The sequence below is a fragment of the Delftia sp. GW456-R20 genome (genome assembly GCF_001622915.1).
GTDB lineage: Bacteria > Pseudomonadota > Gammaproteobacteria > Burkholderiales > Burkholderiaceae_C > Comamonas > Comamonas acidovorans.
Map to the genome: position 1 here is coordinate 1,820,503 of NZ_LWCN01000004.1, position 13,384 is coordinate 1,833,886.

A 13,384-nucleotide genomic window follows, 5' to 3' on the forward strand; every position below is an offset into this window, starting at 1 on the left:
CTCTGCCCACGCCTGCGTTGGGCGCGATGCGGGGTGGCAAGCCTGCCGAAGGACAGGCTTGCTTCGTCATCTGACTTGCCGCAGTTGTCTGAGCGGCGCGCGAAGCGCAAAGCGAGTTCTGCGGCACACCCCGCATCGCGCCCAACGCAGGTTGCCCGCAGCGAAGCGAAGGGTCGTGGGCAGTGGGGGCGCGCTTCTTTGCCTACTTTCTTGTCGCGCGACAAGAAAGTAGGTCGGCCGCCGGGCCGAACCCCGGCCAGCGGCGCCAGCCAAAAGCGCAAGCCCAGTTCAAGCATGGACACCTCCACGCGAAGACCGATCCCGCCACCTCTGCGCCCACCCTTCAAAAGTCAGATAAATCACAGGCGTAGTGAACAGAGTCAGCAACTGACTCACCAGCAAGCCCCCCACCAACGTCACCCCCAACGGATGCCGCAACTCACTGCCCACCCCCGTCCCCAGCATCAACGGCAAGGCCCCCAGCAACGCCGCCAAAGTCGTCATCAGGATAGGCCGGAACCGCAGCAGGCAGGCCTGGTAGATGGCCTCGCGCGGCGTGTGCCCCTCCTCGCGCTGCGCCTCCAGCGCGAAGTCGATCATCATGATCGCGTTCTTCTTGACGATGCCGATCAGCAGCACGATGCCGATGATGGCGATGATGTCCAGGTCCAGCCCCGCCAGCAGCAGGGCCAGCAGCGCGCCCACGCCGGCCGAGGGCAGCGTGGACAGGATGGTCACCGGGTGGATGGTGCTCTCATAGAGCACGCCCAGCACGATGTACATGGTGATCACCGCCGCCAGCACCAGCAGCAGCGTGTTGGACAGCGAGGCCTGGAAGGCCAGGGCCGCGCCCTGGAAGGCGGCGTCCACCGACAGCGGCATATGGCCCTCGGTGCGCAGCTGGGCCATCAGGTCCTGCACGGCCTTGACCGCATGGCCCAGCGACACGCCGGGCGCGGTGTTGAACGAGATGGTGGCGGCGGGCAGCTGGCCCACATGGTTCACGGCCAGGGCCATGGGCCGCTCGCTGACCGTGGCCACCGAGGACAGCGGCACGGGCGCGCCCGCGCTGGAGGCCACATAGATGGCCTGCAGCGACTCGGGCCCGATCTTGAACTGCGGCGCCACTTCCAGCACCACGCGGTACTGGTTGGACTGCGTGAAGATGGTGGAGATCAGCCGCTGGCCGAAGGCGTTGTACAGCGCCGTGTCGATGGCCGCGACCGTCACGCCCAGCCGGCTGGCCTGGGCCCGGTCGATCTGCACGAAGGCCTGCAGGCCCTGGTCCTGCAGGTCGCTGCCCACGTCCACCAGCTCGGGCAGGTCGTGCATGCGCTCGACCAGGGCCTGGGTGCTGGTGGTCAGCTGCGCCATGTCGGGCGAGGACATCAGCAGCTGGTACTGGGTGCGCGCCACGCGGTCCTCGATGGTCAGGTCCTGCACGGGCTGGGCGTACAGGCGTATGCCCGGGATCTGCAGCGCATCGTCGGACAGGCGGCGCAGCACGGCGGGCACGCCATCGCGCTGGCCATGGGGCTTGAGGTCGATCAGCAGCCGGCCCGTGTTCAGCGTGGTGTTGCTGCCATCGACGCCGATGAAGGACGAGATGCTCTGCACGGCAGGGTCCTTGAGCAGCAGCTCGGCCAGGGCCTGCTGGCGCTCGGCCATGGCGGCAAACGAGATGGACTGGTCGGCCTCGGTCGTGGCCTGGATGGTGCCCGTGTCCTGGTCCGGGAAGAAGCCCTTGGGCACGGCAAAGTACAGCAGCACGGTCACGGCCAGCGTGGCCAGGAAGACGATCCAGGTCAGGCCCCGGCGGTCCAGCACCCAGGTGAGGATGCGGCCGTAGCCGGCGATGGTGCGGTCGAAGAAACGGCCCGTGGCGTGGTACAGGCGGCCATGCCGCTCTTCCTCGGCCCCTTCGGGCTGGTGGCGCAGCAGCCGTGCGCACAGCATGGGCGTGAGCGTCAGCGAGACCACGGCCGAGATCAGGATGGCCACCGCCATGGTGATGGCGAACTCGTGGAACAGCCGCCCCACCACGTCGCCCATGAACAGCAGCGGGATCAGCACGGCGATCAGCGAAATCGTCAGCGAGATGATGGTGAAGCCGATCTGCTTGGCGCCCTTGAGCGCGGCCTGCATGGGCGGCTCGCCCTTTTCCACGAAGCGCGCGATGTTCTCGATCATCACGATGGCATCGTCCACCACGAAGCCGGTGGAGATCGTCAGCGCCATCAGCGTGAGGTTGTTGATGGAAAAGCCGGCCAGGTACATCACGCCGAAGGTGCCGATCAGCGACAGCGGCACGGCAAAGCTCGGTATCAGCGTGGCCGAGGCGCTGCGCAGGAAGACGAAGATCACCGCCACCACCAGGGCGATGGCCAGCATCAGCTCCAGCTGCATGTCGTTGACCGAGGCGCGGATGGTCACCGTGCGGTCGGTCAGCACCTGCACGTCCAGCGAGGCCGGCAGCGTCTCCTTGAGCTGGGGCAGCAGCGCCTTGATGCGGTCCACCGTCTCGATCACGTTGGCGCCGGGCTGGCGCCGGATGTTGAGGATCACGCCCGCGCGCGAACCGCCTTCGGGCGTGCCGGCCCAGGCGGCCAGGCGCGTGTTCTCGGCATCGTCCACGGTCTGGGCGATGTCGGACAGGCGCACGGGCAGGCCGTTCTTGAAGGCGATGATGAGGTTGCGGTACTCGGCCGCCGACTGCAGCTGGTCGTTGGCATCGATGGTGGAGGCGCGCGCCGGGCCGTCGAAGCCGCCCTTGGCCTGCTTGACGTTGGCGGCGGCAATGGCGGTGCGCACATCGTCCAGCGTCATGCCCAGGCCGGCCAGCGCCGTCGGGTTGGCCTGGATGCGCACGGCGGGACGGCGCCCACCGGCAATCGCCACCAGCCCCACGCCGTTGACCTGCGAGAGCTTGGGCGCCAGGCGGTTCTCCACCAGGTCGTTGACACGGATCACCGGCAGCGAGGGCGAGGTGATGGCCAGCGTGAGGATGGGCGCATCCGCCGGGTTGACCTTGCTGTACAGCGGGGGCATGGGCAGGTCGCTGGGCAGCAGGTTGGAGCCCGCGTTGATGGCGGCCTGCACCTGCTGCTCGGCCACGTCCATGGCCATGTCCAGCGCAAAGCGCAGCGTGATCACAGAGGCGCCGCCCGAGCTGGTGGACGACATCTGCGACAGCCCCGGCATCTGGCCGAGCTGGCGCTCCAGCGGCGCGGTGACGTTGGAGGTCATCACGTCGGGGCTGGCACCGGGGTACAGCGTGGTGACCTGGATGGTGGGGTAGTCCACCTCGGGCAGGGCCGAGATCGGCAACAGCCGGTAGGCCAGCAGGCCGGCGATCAGCACCGCCACCATCAGCAGCGAGGTGGCGACGGGTCGCAGGATGAAGATGCGGGAAAGATTCATGGGGCCGCCTGGAAGGGCTTGCAGTCTTCAGGTGCCGGGGCGCTGCTCAGCGCCCGGCCGGAGCGGGAGCCGCCGGAGCAGCAGGCGCAGAGGGCACAGAGGGCGCGGCAGGTGCCGGACCGGGCGAAGGCTGGGGCGATCCGGGCGACGGTGCCGGCGACTGGCCTGCGGGCGCGGAGCCTTCGGCCGCCGGCGCGGTCACGTTGCCGCCGTTGCCGCCACTGCCACCGTTACCCCCATTGCGCTGCCCACCGCGCTCGGCACGCAGCTTCTGCAGGTAGGCCTTGCGCTCGTCGGGGTTCATGGTCGCCAGCTTGGCGCGCACATCGGGCGGCAGATTGCGCATGCCGCGCGGCTGGCCGGAGGCATCCTGCACGGCCTGGTCCACCTTCTGCACCTTGTCGGGCTCGATCACCGTGACCTTGGCGCCTTCGCGCAGGCGGTCAATGCCATCGACCACCACCTGCTCGCCAGGCTTGAGTTCGCCCTTCACGCTCACCCGGTCGCCATCGGTCACGCCCACGGCAATGCGCCGCTGCGTCACCGTGCCATCCTCCTGGACCAGGTAGACGTAGTTGTTCTGCACGGCCGTGGTCGGCACGGTCAGCGCCTGCTCCAGCCGGTCCACTTCCAGCTTGACGTTGACGAACTGGTTGGCGAACAGCCGGCCCTCGGCATTGTCGAAAGCGGCCTTGGCCTTGATGGTGCCGGTGGCGATGTCGATGCTGTTGTCCACCGCATTGAGGCGGCCGCGCCCCAGTTGCTGCTTCAGGTCACGATCCCACAGCTCCACGGGCAGCTCGCGGCCCTCGGCCAGGCGCCGTGCCAGCGTGCCCACATGGGCCTCGGGCACGGAGAACACCGCGTCGATGGGCTTGACCTGGGTGATGGTGACGATGCCGTTGGTGTCCGAAGGGTTGACCACATTGCCCCGGTCGGCCTGGCGCAGGCCCAGCCGGCCCGCAATGGGCGCCGTGATGCGCGTGTAGCTCAGTTGCAGCTTGGCCGCATCGGCCTGGGCCTGGTCGGCGGCCACCGTGCCCTGGTACTGGCGCACCAGCGCAGCCTGGGTATCGACCTGCTGGCCGGCAATGGAATCCTGGGCCTGCAGCTCCTTGTAGCGCTGCAGGTCCAGCTGGGCGTTCTTGAGCAGCGCCTGGTCGCGCTGCAGCGCGCCCTGGATCTGGTTGAAGCTGGCCTGGAAGCTGCGCGGATCGATCTCGGCCAGCAGCTGGCCGGCCTTGACCTCGTCGCCTTCCTTGAAATGCAGGCGCAGCAACTCGCCCGACACCTTGGCGCGCACCACGGCCGTGGCGCGCGGGTTCATGGTGCCGATGGCGCTGATCAGCACGCGCATGTCGCGCCGCTCCACCACGCCCACGGACACCGGCTGCGCCTGGGCACCCATGGCGCCGGGGCCGCCAGGCCCACCCGGCCCGCCGGGGCCGCGCCGGCCGCCTCCCGCACGCCCGCCACCCGGGCCGGGCGCACCGGCCGAGGCCTGCTCGCCCTGCGCCGGCGCCCGCTTGTTCCACCACCACAGCCCGCCCCCCGCCACCAGGGCCAGTGCCACCACGCCCCACATCAGGGCGGGCCGTACCCGGCCACGCTGGCGTACGCCGTGGGCATCTGCAACAAAGGGGCTGCTTGACAGGCGTTTCATGGTCACTGCGGGAAGTCGTGGGAGGAAACCGTGGGTCCGGCCCCAGAACAGGGAACGGCGGCGGATGCGGCTATGGTAGCCAGTCCCATGCTCTCCAAAACGAGGCAGATCGCCGTTTTACGCAGGCATTACCCCCGCTTTACCCCGGCTTTACCCGCTCTGACCAGAGCGTTTTCTGGCCCGCCCGGGCACGCGCCGGCAGGCATGCAGACAGGGCACGGCGCTCAAAACACTGTTGACCCAGGCACGGCCAATGCGGGGCGCATCAGCCCGAAAGTCCATTGAAAACAAGGCATTGCACCGCACCCCGGCGCGGCCCGCGCCTCGCCCCCGGTTGGACTGCCCCCCGCGCTTGTGGCTACGATGCGCGGCCGCTGGCCTGCAAGCGCAGGCCGCCATCCATCCGTCCCAGGAGAACACCATGACGACTGCCAACCCACGCCTGACCGACCACCCCGAAGAAGCCGCCGTGCGCGTGCCGCTGGAGCTGTACATGCGCGGCCATGCCGAGGACAACAGCGCCCACATGCGCGCCGCCTTCATGCCCACCGCCCGCATCGAAAGCGTGCGCGAAGGCCCGCTGACCTCCTGGGACATCGACACCTACTGCGCCCGCTTCAAGGGCCAGCCCGCTGCCGACGAGGCCACGCGCCGCCGCAGCATCGACGCCATCGACATCGGCGGCACGGCGGCCAGCGCCAAGATCACCCTGGTGCACGGTGCCATCACCTTCATCGACTACTTCGTGCTGCTCAAGACCGAGGCCGGCTGGAAGATTGCCAACAAGGCCTTCCATGCGGTGGTCTAACCCACCCCGCACACCAGGGGCGTAATGCCCTCGGGTCCGTCATCCTCCAGCGGCTGCGGGGGCTGGGCTGCGGCGAGCTTGCCTTCTTCCACCGTCATGCCGCGCGGCAGGGCCACGCCGTTCTTGGCGGCCAGGACCTCGGCCATGATGCTGACGGCGATTTCGGGAGGCGTCTTGCTGCCTATGTACAGGCCGATGGGGCCGCGCAGGCGCGCCAGCTGCGCGTCGCCCAGGCCGAAGTGCTCGCTCAGGCGCTGCAGGCGCAGCGCGGTGTTGCGGCGCGAGCCGATGGCGCCCACGTAGAAGGCCGGGGATTCCAGGGCTTCCATGAGGGCCAGGTCGTCGAGCTTGGGGTCGTGCGTGAGGCCGATGATGCAGGTGCGCGCATCGGCGCGCATGGTGCGCACGAGGTCGTCGGGCATCTCGCGCGACAGCTGCACGCCGGCCACGCTCCAGTGGCGGCTGTATTCCTCGCGCGGGTCGCAGACGGTGACCGCAAAGCCGTTGAACAGCGCCATGGTGGCCAGGTATTCGGACAGCTGGCCTGCGCCGATGAGCAGCATGCGGTACTCGGGGCCGAAGCTGTTGGCGACCTGCTGCCCGTCATGCACCAGCGGCTCGGGTGCGTCGCTGACCTGCTGGGCGACCTGGCCGGTGGCCTTGTCCACGGTGCGCCGCACCATGCGGCCTTCGTCCAGCCATTGGACGAGTTGCTGCAGCGCAGCAGCGTCGGGATTGAATTCGAGCAGCAGCTCCAGCGTGCCGCCGCAGGGCAGGCCGAAGCGGTGGGCCTCGTCGGCGCTGACGCCGTAGCGCAGCAGCCGGGGCGCGCCGTCGCGCAGGGCGTCGGCGTCCGAGGCGTGGCTGTAGCGGGCGATCAGGTCGTCCTCGATGCAGCCGCCGGACACGGAGCCGACCACGGCGCCCGAGGCCCCCAGCGCCATGATGGAGCCGATGGGCCGGGGCGACGAGCCCCAGGTGCGCACCACCGTGGCCAGCAGCGCGCGCTCGCCCTGAGCGCGCCATTGCGCGAGGTGGCGCAGAACATGAACATCCAGGTTTTCCATTGCAAATCTCCACGCCGGCACCTGGCTTGCCTGTGCAGCTGGGCGCCTGGCGTTTTTCGGCGGCTATTGTCTCTCTGCATCAAGAAGGGTGCAGCAGCATGTAAAAAGGGCTTGGTAGCGCAGGGCGAAGCATAGAAGCCACAACAAATCTGAGGCCAGAGACGCCGAGCAAGAGCCGCCTCGCGGCGAGGGCGTCGTCCCCCTCCCGCGAAGCGAGAGAGGGGGAAGCGGCGCAGCCGCTCAGGGGGAGCGCCCTAGTACCGCGAAAGCAGCCAGCCGGCGCCCAGGACGACGACGATGGCCAGCCCCCAGCACCACAGCGGGATGGCGCGGCGCGAGCGTTCCTCGGCCTCGGTGGCCGGTGCGGCATCCAGCGGAGTGGCCACACCGGCTGCGGCGTCGTGCTCCCAGGCCTGGGCGTCCACGGTGGGCTCGATGTGGCCGGTTTCATCGGCCAGGCCGGCAGGCAGGTGGGACAGGTCGGCGGTGTCGCCTGCATCGGCAGGCGCTGCGGGCGCGCGCGGGTGGCGCTGCTGCATCAGCGTGTCGAATCGCGCGAAGAAGTCGTCGGCCATGTTGCGGGCGGCGCCGTCGATCAGCCGCTGGCCCAGCTGGGCGATCTTGCCGCCGACCTGGGCCTGCACGCTGTAGCTGAGCAGGCAACGCGGCTGGCCTGCGGCGTCAGCGGGCTCGGGGGTGAGGGTGACGTCGGCCTCGCCCTTGCCGAAGCCGGCCACGCCGCCCTGGCCTTCAAAGGCGATGCGGTAGCGCTCGGGCGGCGTGATGTCGGACAGCGTGACCTTGCCGCTGAACTTGGCCGATACCGGCCCCACCTTGACCGCCATGCCCACGGCGTACTGGTCATCGCCCAGGGGTTCGAAGCGGTCACAGCCGGCCAGGCAGGCCTTGAGCGTTTCAGGATCGTTGAGCGCCTCCCAGGCCTGCTGCTGGCTGACGGCAAGGGAACGGCTGGCTTGCATTTCCATGGCAATTCCTTTCTGCGATGGGGGTGGCCGCAAGCGGCTCAGCGGCCTGGCGCCGCCAGCAGCCGCGCCAGGTGACCGGCCAGTTGCTGCAGCGATTCCAGGTTGTGTACCGCAAGCATGGCATGGGCATGACGATGCAGCACGGCCGCCCCCTGGGCCAGTGGGGCATACCCGTCAAAGCGCAGCAGCGGGTTGAGCCACAGCAGCCGCGCGCTGTGGCGGCGCAGCCAGGCCAGTTCGCGGTCCAGCTCGGCGGCATCGCCGGTGTCCAGGCCGTCGCTGATGATGAGCACCAGGGTGCGCCGGCCCACCAGGCCTGAAACCCGGTGGCGTGCATGCAGGCGGCGCAGTTCGCCCAGGCTGCTGCCCAGGCGCGTGCCGCCGCCAAAGTCGGCAATCGCGGCGTTGGCGCGCTCGAGCATGGCGTCGGTATCGGCTTGGGCAAAGACCGGGCCCAGGTCGCGCAGCTCGGTGCCGAAGCTGAAGACCTGGCGGCGCAGACCCGCATGGCGCTGCGTGCCGGTGGCCGCGTGCAGGAAGGCCAGCAACAGCCGCGCATAGCGCTCCATGGAGCCCGAGACATCGACCAGGGCCAGCCAGGGCAGCGGCAGGCGCCGGCGTTCGCGCCGCAGCAGCTGCAGCATTTCGCCGCCGTGGTGCGATGCCGCACGCAGGCTGGCAGCCCAGTCGGGCACCGCGCCGCGCTGGCCGGTGCGCGTGCGGCGGCTGCGGTAGCGGGGCAAGGGAAGGGCAATGTCCCGGGCCAGGCGCCGCACCAGCAGGTATTCGCTGGCGCTGAGCTGGTTGAAGTCGGCATGGCGCAGGCGATGGCGCTCGCTGGCCGTCATGGCGGCGTCCAGCTTCAGCTCTTCATCGACGGCGGCCCTGCCCTCGCCTGCCTGGCGGGGCGACAGGGCTTCCTGCACGCGCGGGCGGTGGCGCGGCGCGGACGGCCGGGGCGCCTGCGGCAGCAACTGGGCCAGCAGTTGCCTGGCCACGTCGGGATTGCGGAAGTAGGCGTCGAACAGTTCGCGGAACACGGCGCGGTCCTGGGCGTTGCTCACAAATACGGCCTCCAGCGCGGCGGCCATGTCCTCGCGCGCCAGGCCGACCAGGGACAGGGCCTGCTGGGCCAGCGCCATGCGCCCGCCATCCACGGGCACGCCCGCGCGGCGCAGCGCACGCGCAAAGCCGACCAGGTTGCCAGCCAGCTTGCCGCTGCGCGCATCGCCCAGCCAGCTGGTGCGCTCGCCCCCATCGGCGGCACCGGCGGCACCGGCGGCACCGGCTGCACCAGCCGTCACGGCGCGGGCTCCGGCGCCAGCAGTTGCTGCAGCCGCTCGGGCGTGAGCGCGGCCACGTCCTCGCGCTGCTTGAAGAGGATGCCGGCCGTGTCGTGCACGACTTCGGGATCGACCACCAGGGTGTCCAGCGCCACCAGGGCCTTGGCCCATTCCACGCTTTCGGCAATGCCGGGCACCCGCTGGAAGGCGTCGGCAAAGGGCTGGCTGCGCAGCCGTCCCACGAAGCTCGCCACCTGGGCGGTCAGGGCCTGCCCGGCCCCGGGCACCAGGGCGCGCACGATGGCCAGCTCGCGCTCGCGCCCGGGATAGTCCAGCCAGTGGTAGAGGCAGCGGCGCTTGACGGCGTCGTGCAGGTCGCGCGTGCGGTTGCTGGTGAGCACGGTCACGGGCGGCACGCGTGCCGCCACCGTGCCCAACTCGGGAATGCTGACCTGGTACTCGCCCAGGTACTCCAGCAGGAAGGCCTCGAAGGGCTCGTCGGCACGATCGATCTCGTCGATCAGCAGCACGGCGCCGGGCTCGGGCTGCTGCAGGGCCTGCAGCAGCGGGCGGCTTACCAGGTAGCGCTCCTGGTACACCTCCTGCTCGGCGCGCTGCAGTCGGTCCTGCTGCGGTGCGGCCGCGGGCTGCGCCGAGGACAGCTCGGCCGCACGCAGGTGCAGCAGCTGGGCCGCGTAGTTCCATTCATACAGCGCCTCGCGCTGCTCCATGCCGTCATAGCACTGCAGCCGGATCAGGCGGCGCGCCAGCACGCGTGCCAGCGCCTGGGCCAGCGCGGTCTTGCCCACGCCGGGCTCGCCCTCCAGCAGCAGCGGCCGCTGCAGCCGCAGGGCCAGGAAGACGGCCGTGGCCAGGCGCCGGTCGGCGAAATAGCCTTCGGCCTGCAGCGCGGCGACCAGGGCGTCTATGGAGGCAATGGCTTGCTCGGAAGGCATCCGCCGTGTCACCCCAACATTTGAGAGACAGCCCTTTGCGTCTGCACGCTGATCAACTGCGCCCGGTAGCGCGCGCTGGCATGCAGGTCGCTGTTGAGGTCGGCATGGTCGATCAGCACCTGGGCGGCCGCGTCGGGCGTGAAGCTCTGGTTGAGCGCGGCCTCCAGCCCCGCATGGCGGAACACGCTGAGCCCGGCGCCCGTGATGGCCACGCGCACTCCGCTATCGGTCTGGGCGACGAAGATGCCCACCAGGGCGAAGCGCGAGGCGGGCTGCTTGAACTTGAGGTAGGCGGCCTTCTTCGGCACGGGAAAGCGCACGGCCGTGATCAGCTCGCCGTTGCCCAGCGCCGTGGTGTACATGCCCTGGAAGAAGTCGTCGGCCGCGATCTCGCGCCGGTCGGTGACGACGGTGGCGCCCAGGCCCAGCACGGCGCTGGGGTAGCAGGCAGCGGGGTCGTTGTTGGCCAGCGAGCCGCCGATGGTGCCGCGCGCGCGCACCTGGCGGTCGCCGATGCCGCCTGCCAGCTCGGCCAGGGCCGGGATGGCGGCCTGGACCTGCGGGTTGGCGGCCACGTCGGCATGGCGCGTCATGGCGCGGATTTCCACGGTCTGGCCGTTGACGGCGATGCCGGCCAGGCCCTGGACGCGGTTCAGGTCCACGATCTGTTCGGGCCGCGCCAGGCGCAGGCGCATCGATGGCAGCAGGCTCTGGCCGCCGGCCAGGTACTGGCCGCCCTGCGCGGCCAGCGCGGCGGCGTCGGCCGTGGTGCCCGGGGCTTCATAGGTGAATGCGTACATGGCGCTCTCCTCAGGATGTGGCTGCGGCGTCGATGGCCGACCAGACACGGTGCGGGCTGGCCGGCATGTCCAGGTCCCTGACACCCAGGGGATGCAGTGCGTCGAGCACGGCATTGATGACGGCGGGCGGCGAGCCGATGGCCCCCGCCTCGCCGCAGCCCTTGGTGCCCAGCGGGTTGTGCGTGCAGGGCGTGCAGACGGTGCCGAGCTTGAACTCGGGGAAATCGTCGGCGCGCGGCATGGCGTAGTCCATGAAGCTGCCGGTGAGCAGCTGGCCGGTCTCGCGGTCGTAGACGCAGTTTTCCAGCAGCGCCTGGCCTATGCCCTGGGCCACGCCGCCGTGCACCTGGCCCTCGACGATCATGGGATTGATGATGGTGCCGAAGTCGTCCACGGCGCTGAAGCGGTCCACGCGCACCACGCCCGTGGCCGGGTCCACCTCGACCTCGCAGATGTAGGTGCCTGCGGGGAAGGTGAAGTTGGTGGGGTCGTAGAAGGCGGTTTCGTTGAGGCCGGGCTCCAGCTTGTCCAACGGGTAGTTGTGCGGCACATAGGCGGTGAGCGCGATCTGGGCGAAGGGGATTTTCTTGTCGGTGCCGCGCACCGTGAACTCGCCGCCCGCGAAGTCGATGTCGGCGTCGCTGGCCTCCATCAGGTGGGCCGCGATTTTCTTGGCCTTGGCCTCGATCTTGTCCAGCGCCTTCATGATGGCCGCGCCGCCCACGCTGATGGAGCGCGAGCCATAGGTGCCCATGCCGAAGGGCACACGGCCCGTGTCGCCGTGGACGATGTCCACGTTCTCCACGGGTATCCCCAGGCGCGCGGCCACCACCTGGGCAAAGGTGGTCTCGTGCCCCTGGCCGTGGCTGTGCGAGCCCGTGAACACGGTGACGCTGCCCGTGGGGTGCACGCGCACCTCGCCGCATTCGAAGAGGCCTGCCCGCGCGCCCAGGGCGCCCGCGATGTTGCTCGGCGCCAAGCCGCAGGCCTCGATGTAGCTGCTGTAGCCCAGGCCGCGCCTGAGGCCCCGCGCCTCGCTGTCGGCACGGCGCGCGGCAAAGCCGGCCACGTCGGCCAGGGCCTCGGCCTTGTCCATGCAGGCGCCATAGTCGCCCACGTCGTACTGCAGGGCCACGGGCGTCTGGTAGGGGAAGCTGGTGACGAAGTTGCGCCGCCGTATCTCGGCCTGGGTCAGGTTCAGCTGCCAGGCGCAGCGGCTGACCAGGCGCTCCAGCAGGTAGGTGGCCTCGGGCCGGCCCGCGCCCCGGTAGGCATCGACGGGGGCGGTGTGGGTGAACCAGGCATCGACCTCCACATAGACCTGGGGCGTGGCGTACTGGCCCGCCAGCAGGGTGGCATAGAGGATGGTGGGCACGGCGCTGGCGAAGGTGCTCAGGTAGGCGCCCAGGTTGGCATCCGTGTGCACGCGCATGGCCAGGAACTTGCCGCTGGCGTCCATGGCCATCTCGGCATGGCTGACATGGTCGCGGCCATGGGCATCGGTGAGGAAGGACTCGCTGCGGTCGGCCGTCCACTTGATGTTGCGGTTGAGCTTGCGCGCACCCCAGGTCAGGCAGACATCCTCGGCATACAGGAAGATCTTGGAGCCGAAGCCGCCGCCCACGTCGGGCGCGATCACGCGCACCTTGTGCTCGGGCAGGCCCATGACGAAGGCCGTCATCAGCAGCCGCTCGACGTGCGGGTTCTGGTTGGCCACGTACAGCGTGTACTCGTCATTGGCGCGGCTGTAGCTGCCGATGGCCGCGCGCGGCTCCATGGCATTGGGGATCAGCCGGTTGTTGACCAGGTCCAGCTGGGCGATGTGGGCGGCGCCGGCGAACACGGCGTCCACGGCGGCCTTGTCGCCGATGGCCCATTTGTAGCAGTGGTTGTCGGGGGCGATGTCGTGCACCACCGCGCCGGGCACGCTGCCGGCCGCCGCGTCGGCCACCAGCACCACGGCGGGCAGCGGGTCGTAGTCCACCTCCACCAGCTCGGCCGCGTCGCGTGCCTGCTCCAGCGTCTCGGCCACGACCATGGCGACCTGGTCGCCCACGTAGCGCACCGTGTCCAGCGCCAGGATGGGGTGCGGCGGCTCCTTCATGGGCTCGCCGTTGGTGCTGGTGATCAGCCAGCCGCAGGGCAGGCCGTTGATCTTGTCGGCCGCCACGTCGGCGCCCGTGAGCACGCCGATGACGCCGGGCGCGGCCTTGGCCGCATCGGTGGAAACGGAGCGCACACGCGCATGCGCGTGCGGCGAGCGCACGAACACCGCATGGGCCTGGGCGGCCAGCGCGATGTCGTCGGTGTACTGGCCCGCGCCCGTGAGGAAGCGGTAGTCCTCCTTGCGCTTGACGGGCTCGCCGATGTGGGGGAGCTTGGAAAAGTCGGATGCACCCAT

9 protein-coding genes are annotated in these 13,384 nt (G+C 69.9%); 1 reads left to right on the plus strand and 8 read right to left on the minus strand.

Annotation, left to right across the window (positions count from 1 at the left end):
• Positions 1-288: 288 nt before the first annotated feature.
• Positions 289-3,420, minus strand: coding sequence for an MdtB/MuxB family multidrug efflux RND transporter permease subunit (locus A4F85_RS13440; protein WP_063326867.1), 3,132 nt, complete (start codon positions 3,418-3,420; stop codon positions 289-291).
• 46 nt (positions 3,421-3,466) lie between these two features.
• Entirely contained in the window at positions 3,467-5,083 is a 1,617-nt protein-coding gene (locus A4F85_RS13445; RefSeq protein WP_063326868.1) for an efflux RND transporter periplasmic adaptor subunit, read from the minus strand.
• A 421-nt stretch (positions 5,084-5,504) separates the two neighbouring features.
• Between A4F85_RS13445 and A4F85_RS13450 the strand changes: the two genes are divergently transcribed.
• Positions 5,505-5,891, plus strand: coding sequence for a nuclear transport factor 2 family protein (locus A4F85_RS13450; protein WP_016452483.1), 387 nt, complete (start codon positions 5,505-5,507; stop codon positions 5,889-5,891).
• On the opposite strand, the gene A4F85_RS13455 is transcribed toward A4F85_RS13450, so the two are convergent.
• The 6 genes from A4F85_RS13455 to A4F85_RS13480 all read right to left on the minus strand — a co-directional run bounded on the left by A4F85_RS13455 (position 5,888) and on the right by A4F85_RS13480 (position 13,384).
• Positions 5,888-6,958: an XdhC family protein gene (locus A4F85_RS13455; RefSeq protein ID WP_063326869.1), complete on the minus strand. Its 1,071-nt coding sequence runs from the start codon at positions 6,956-6,958 to the stop codon at positions 5,888-5,890. The genes A4F85_RS13450 and A4F85_RS13455 overlap by 4 nt on opposite strands.
• 254 nt (positions 6,959-7,212) lie before the next feature.
• On the minus strand, positions 7,213-7,944 hold the full coding sequence (locus A4F85_RS13460; protein ID WP_047325844.1) for a CoxG family protein: 732 nt from the start codon (positions 7,942-7,944) through the stop codon (positions 7,213-7,215).
• Positions 7,945-7,982: 38 nt separating this feature from the next.
• Positions 7,983-9,248: a vWA domain-containing protein gene (locus A4F85_RS13465; RefSeq protein WP_063326870.1), complete on the minus strand. Its 1,266-nt coding sequence runs from the start codon at positions 9,246-9,248 to the stop codon at positions 7,983-7,985.
• Positions 9,245-10,183, minus strand: coding sequence for an AAA family ATPase (locus tag A4F85_RS13470; protein ID WP_063326871.1), 939 nt, complete (start codon positions 10,181-10,183; stop codon positions 9,245-9,247). The genes A4F85_RS13465 and A4F85_RS13470 overlap by 4 nt, the downstream gene beginning before the upstream one ends.
• Positions 10,184-10,191: 8 nt before the next feature.
• Positions 10,192-10,983: an FAD binding domain-containing protein gene (locus A4F85_RS13475; RefSeq protein WP_063326872.1), complete on the minus strand. Its 792-nt coding sequence runs from the start codon at positions 10,981-10,983 to the stop codon at positions 10,192-10,194.
• A 10-nt stretch (positions 10,984-10,993) separates the two neighbouring features.
• Positions 10,994-13,384 (minus strand): xanthine dehydrogenase family protein molybdopterin-binding subunit, encoded by a 2,391-nt coding sequence (locus A4F85_RS13480; RefSeq protein WP_063326873.1) that lies wholly within the window; start codon positions 13,382-13,384, stop codon positions 10,994-10,996.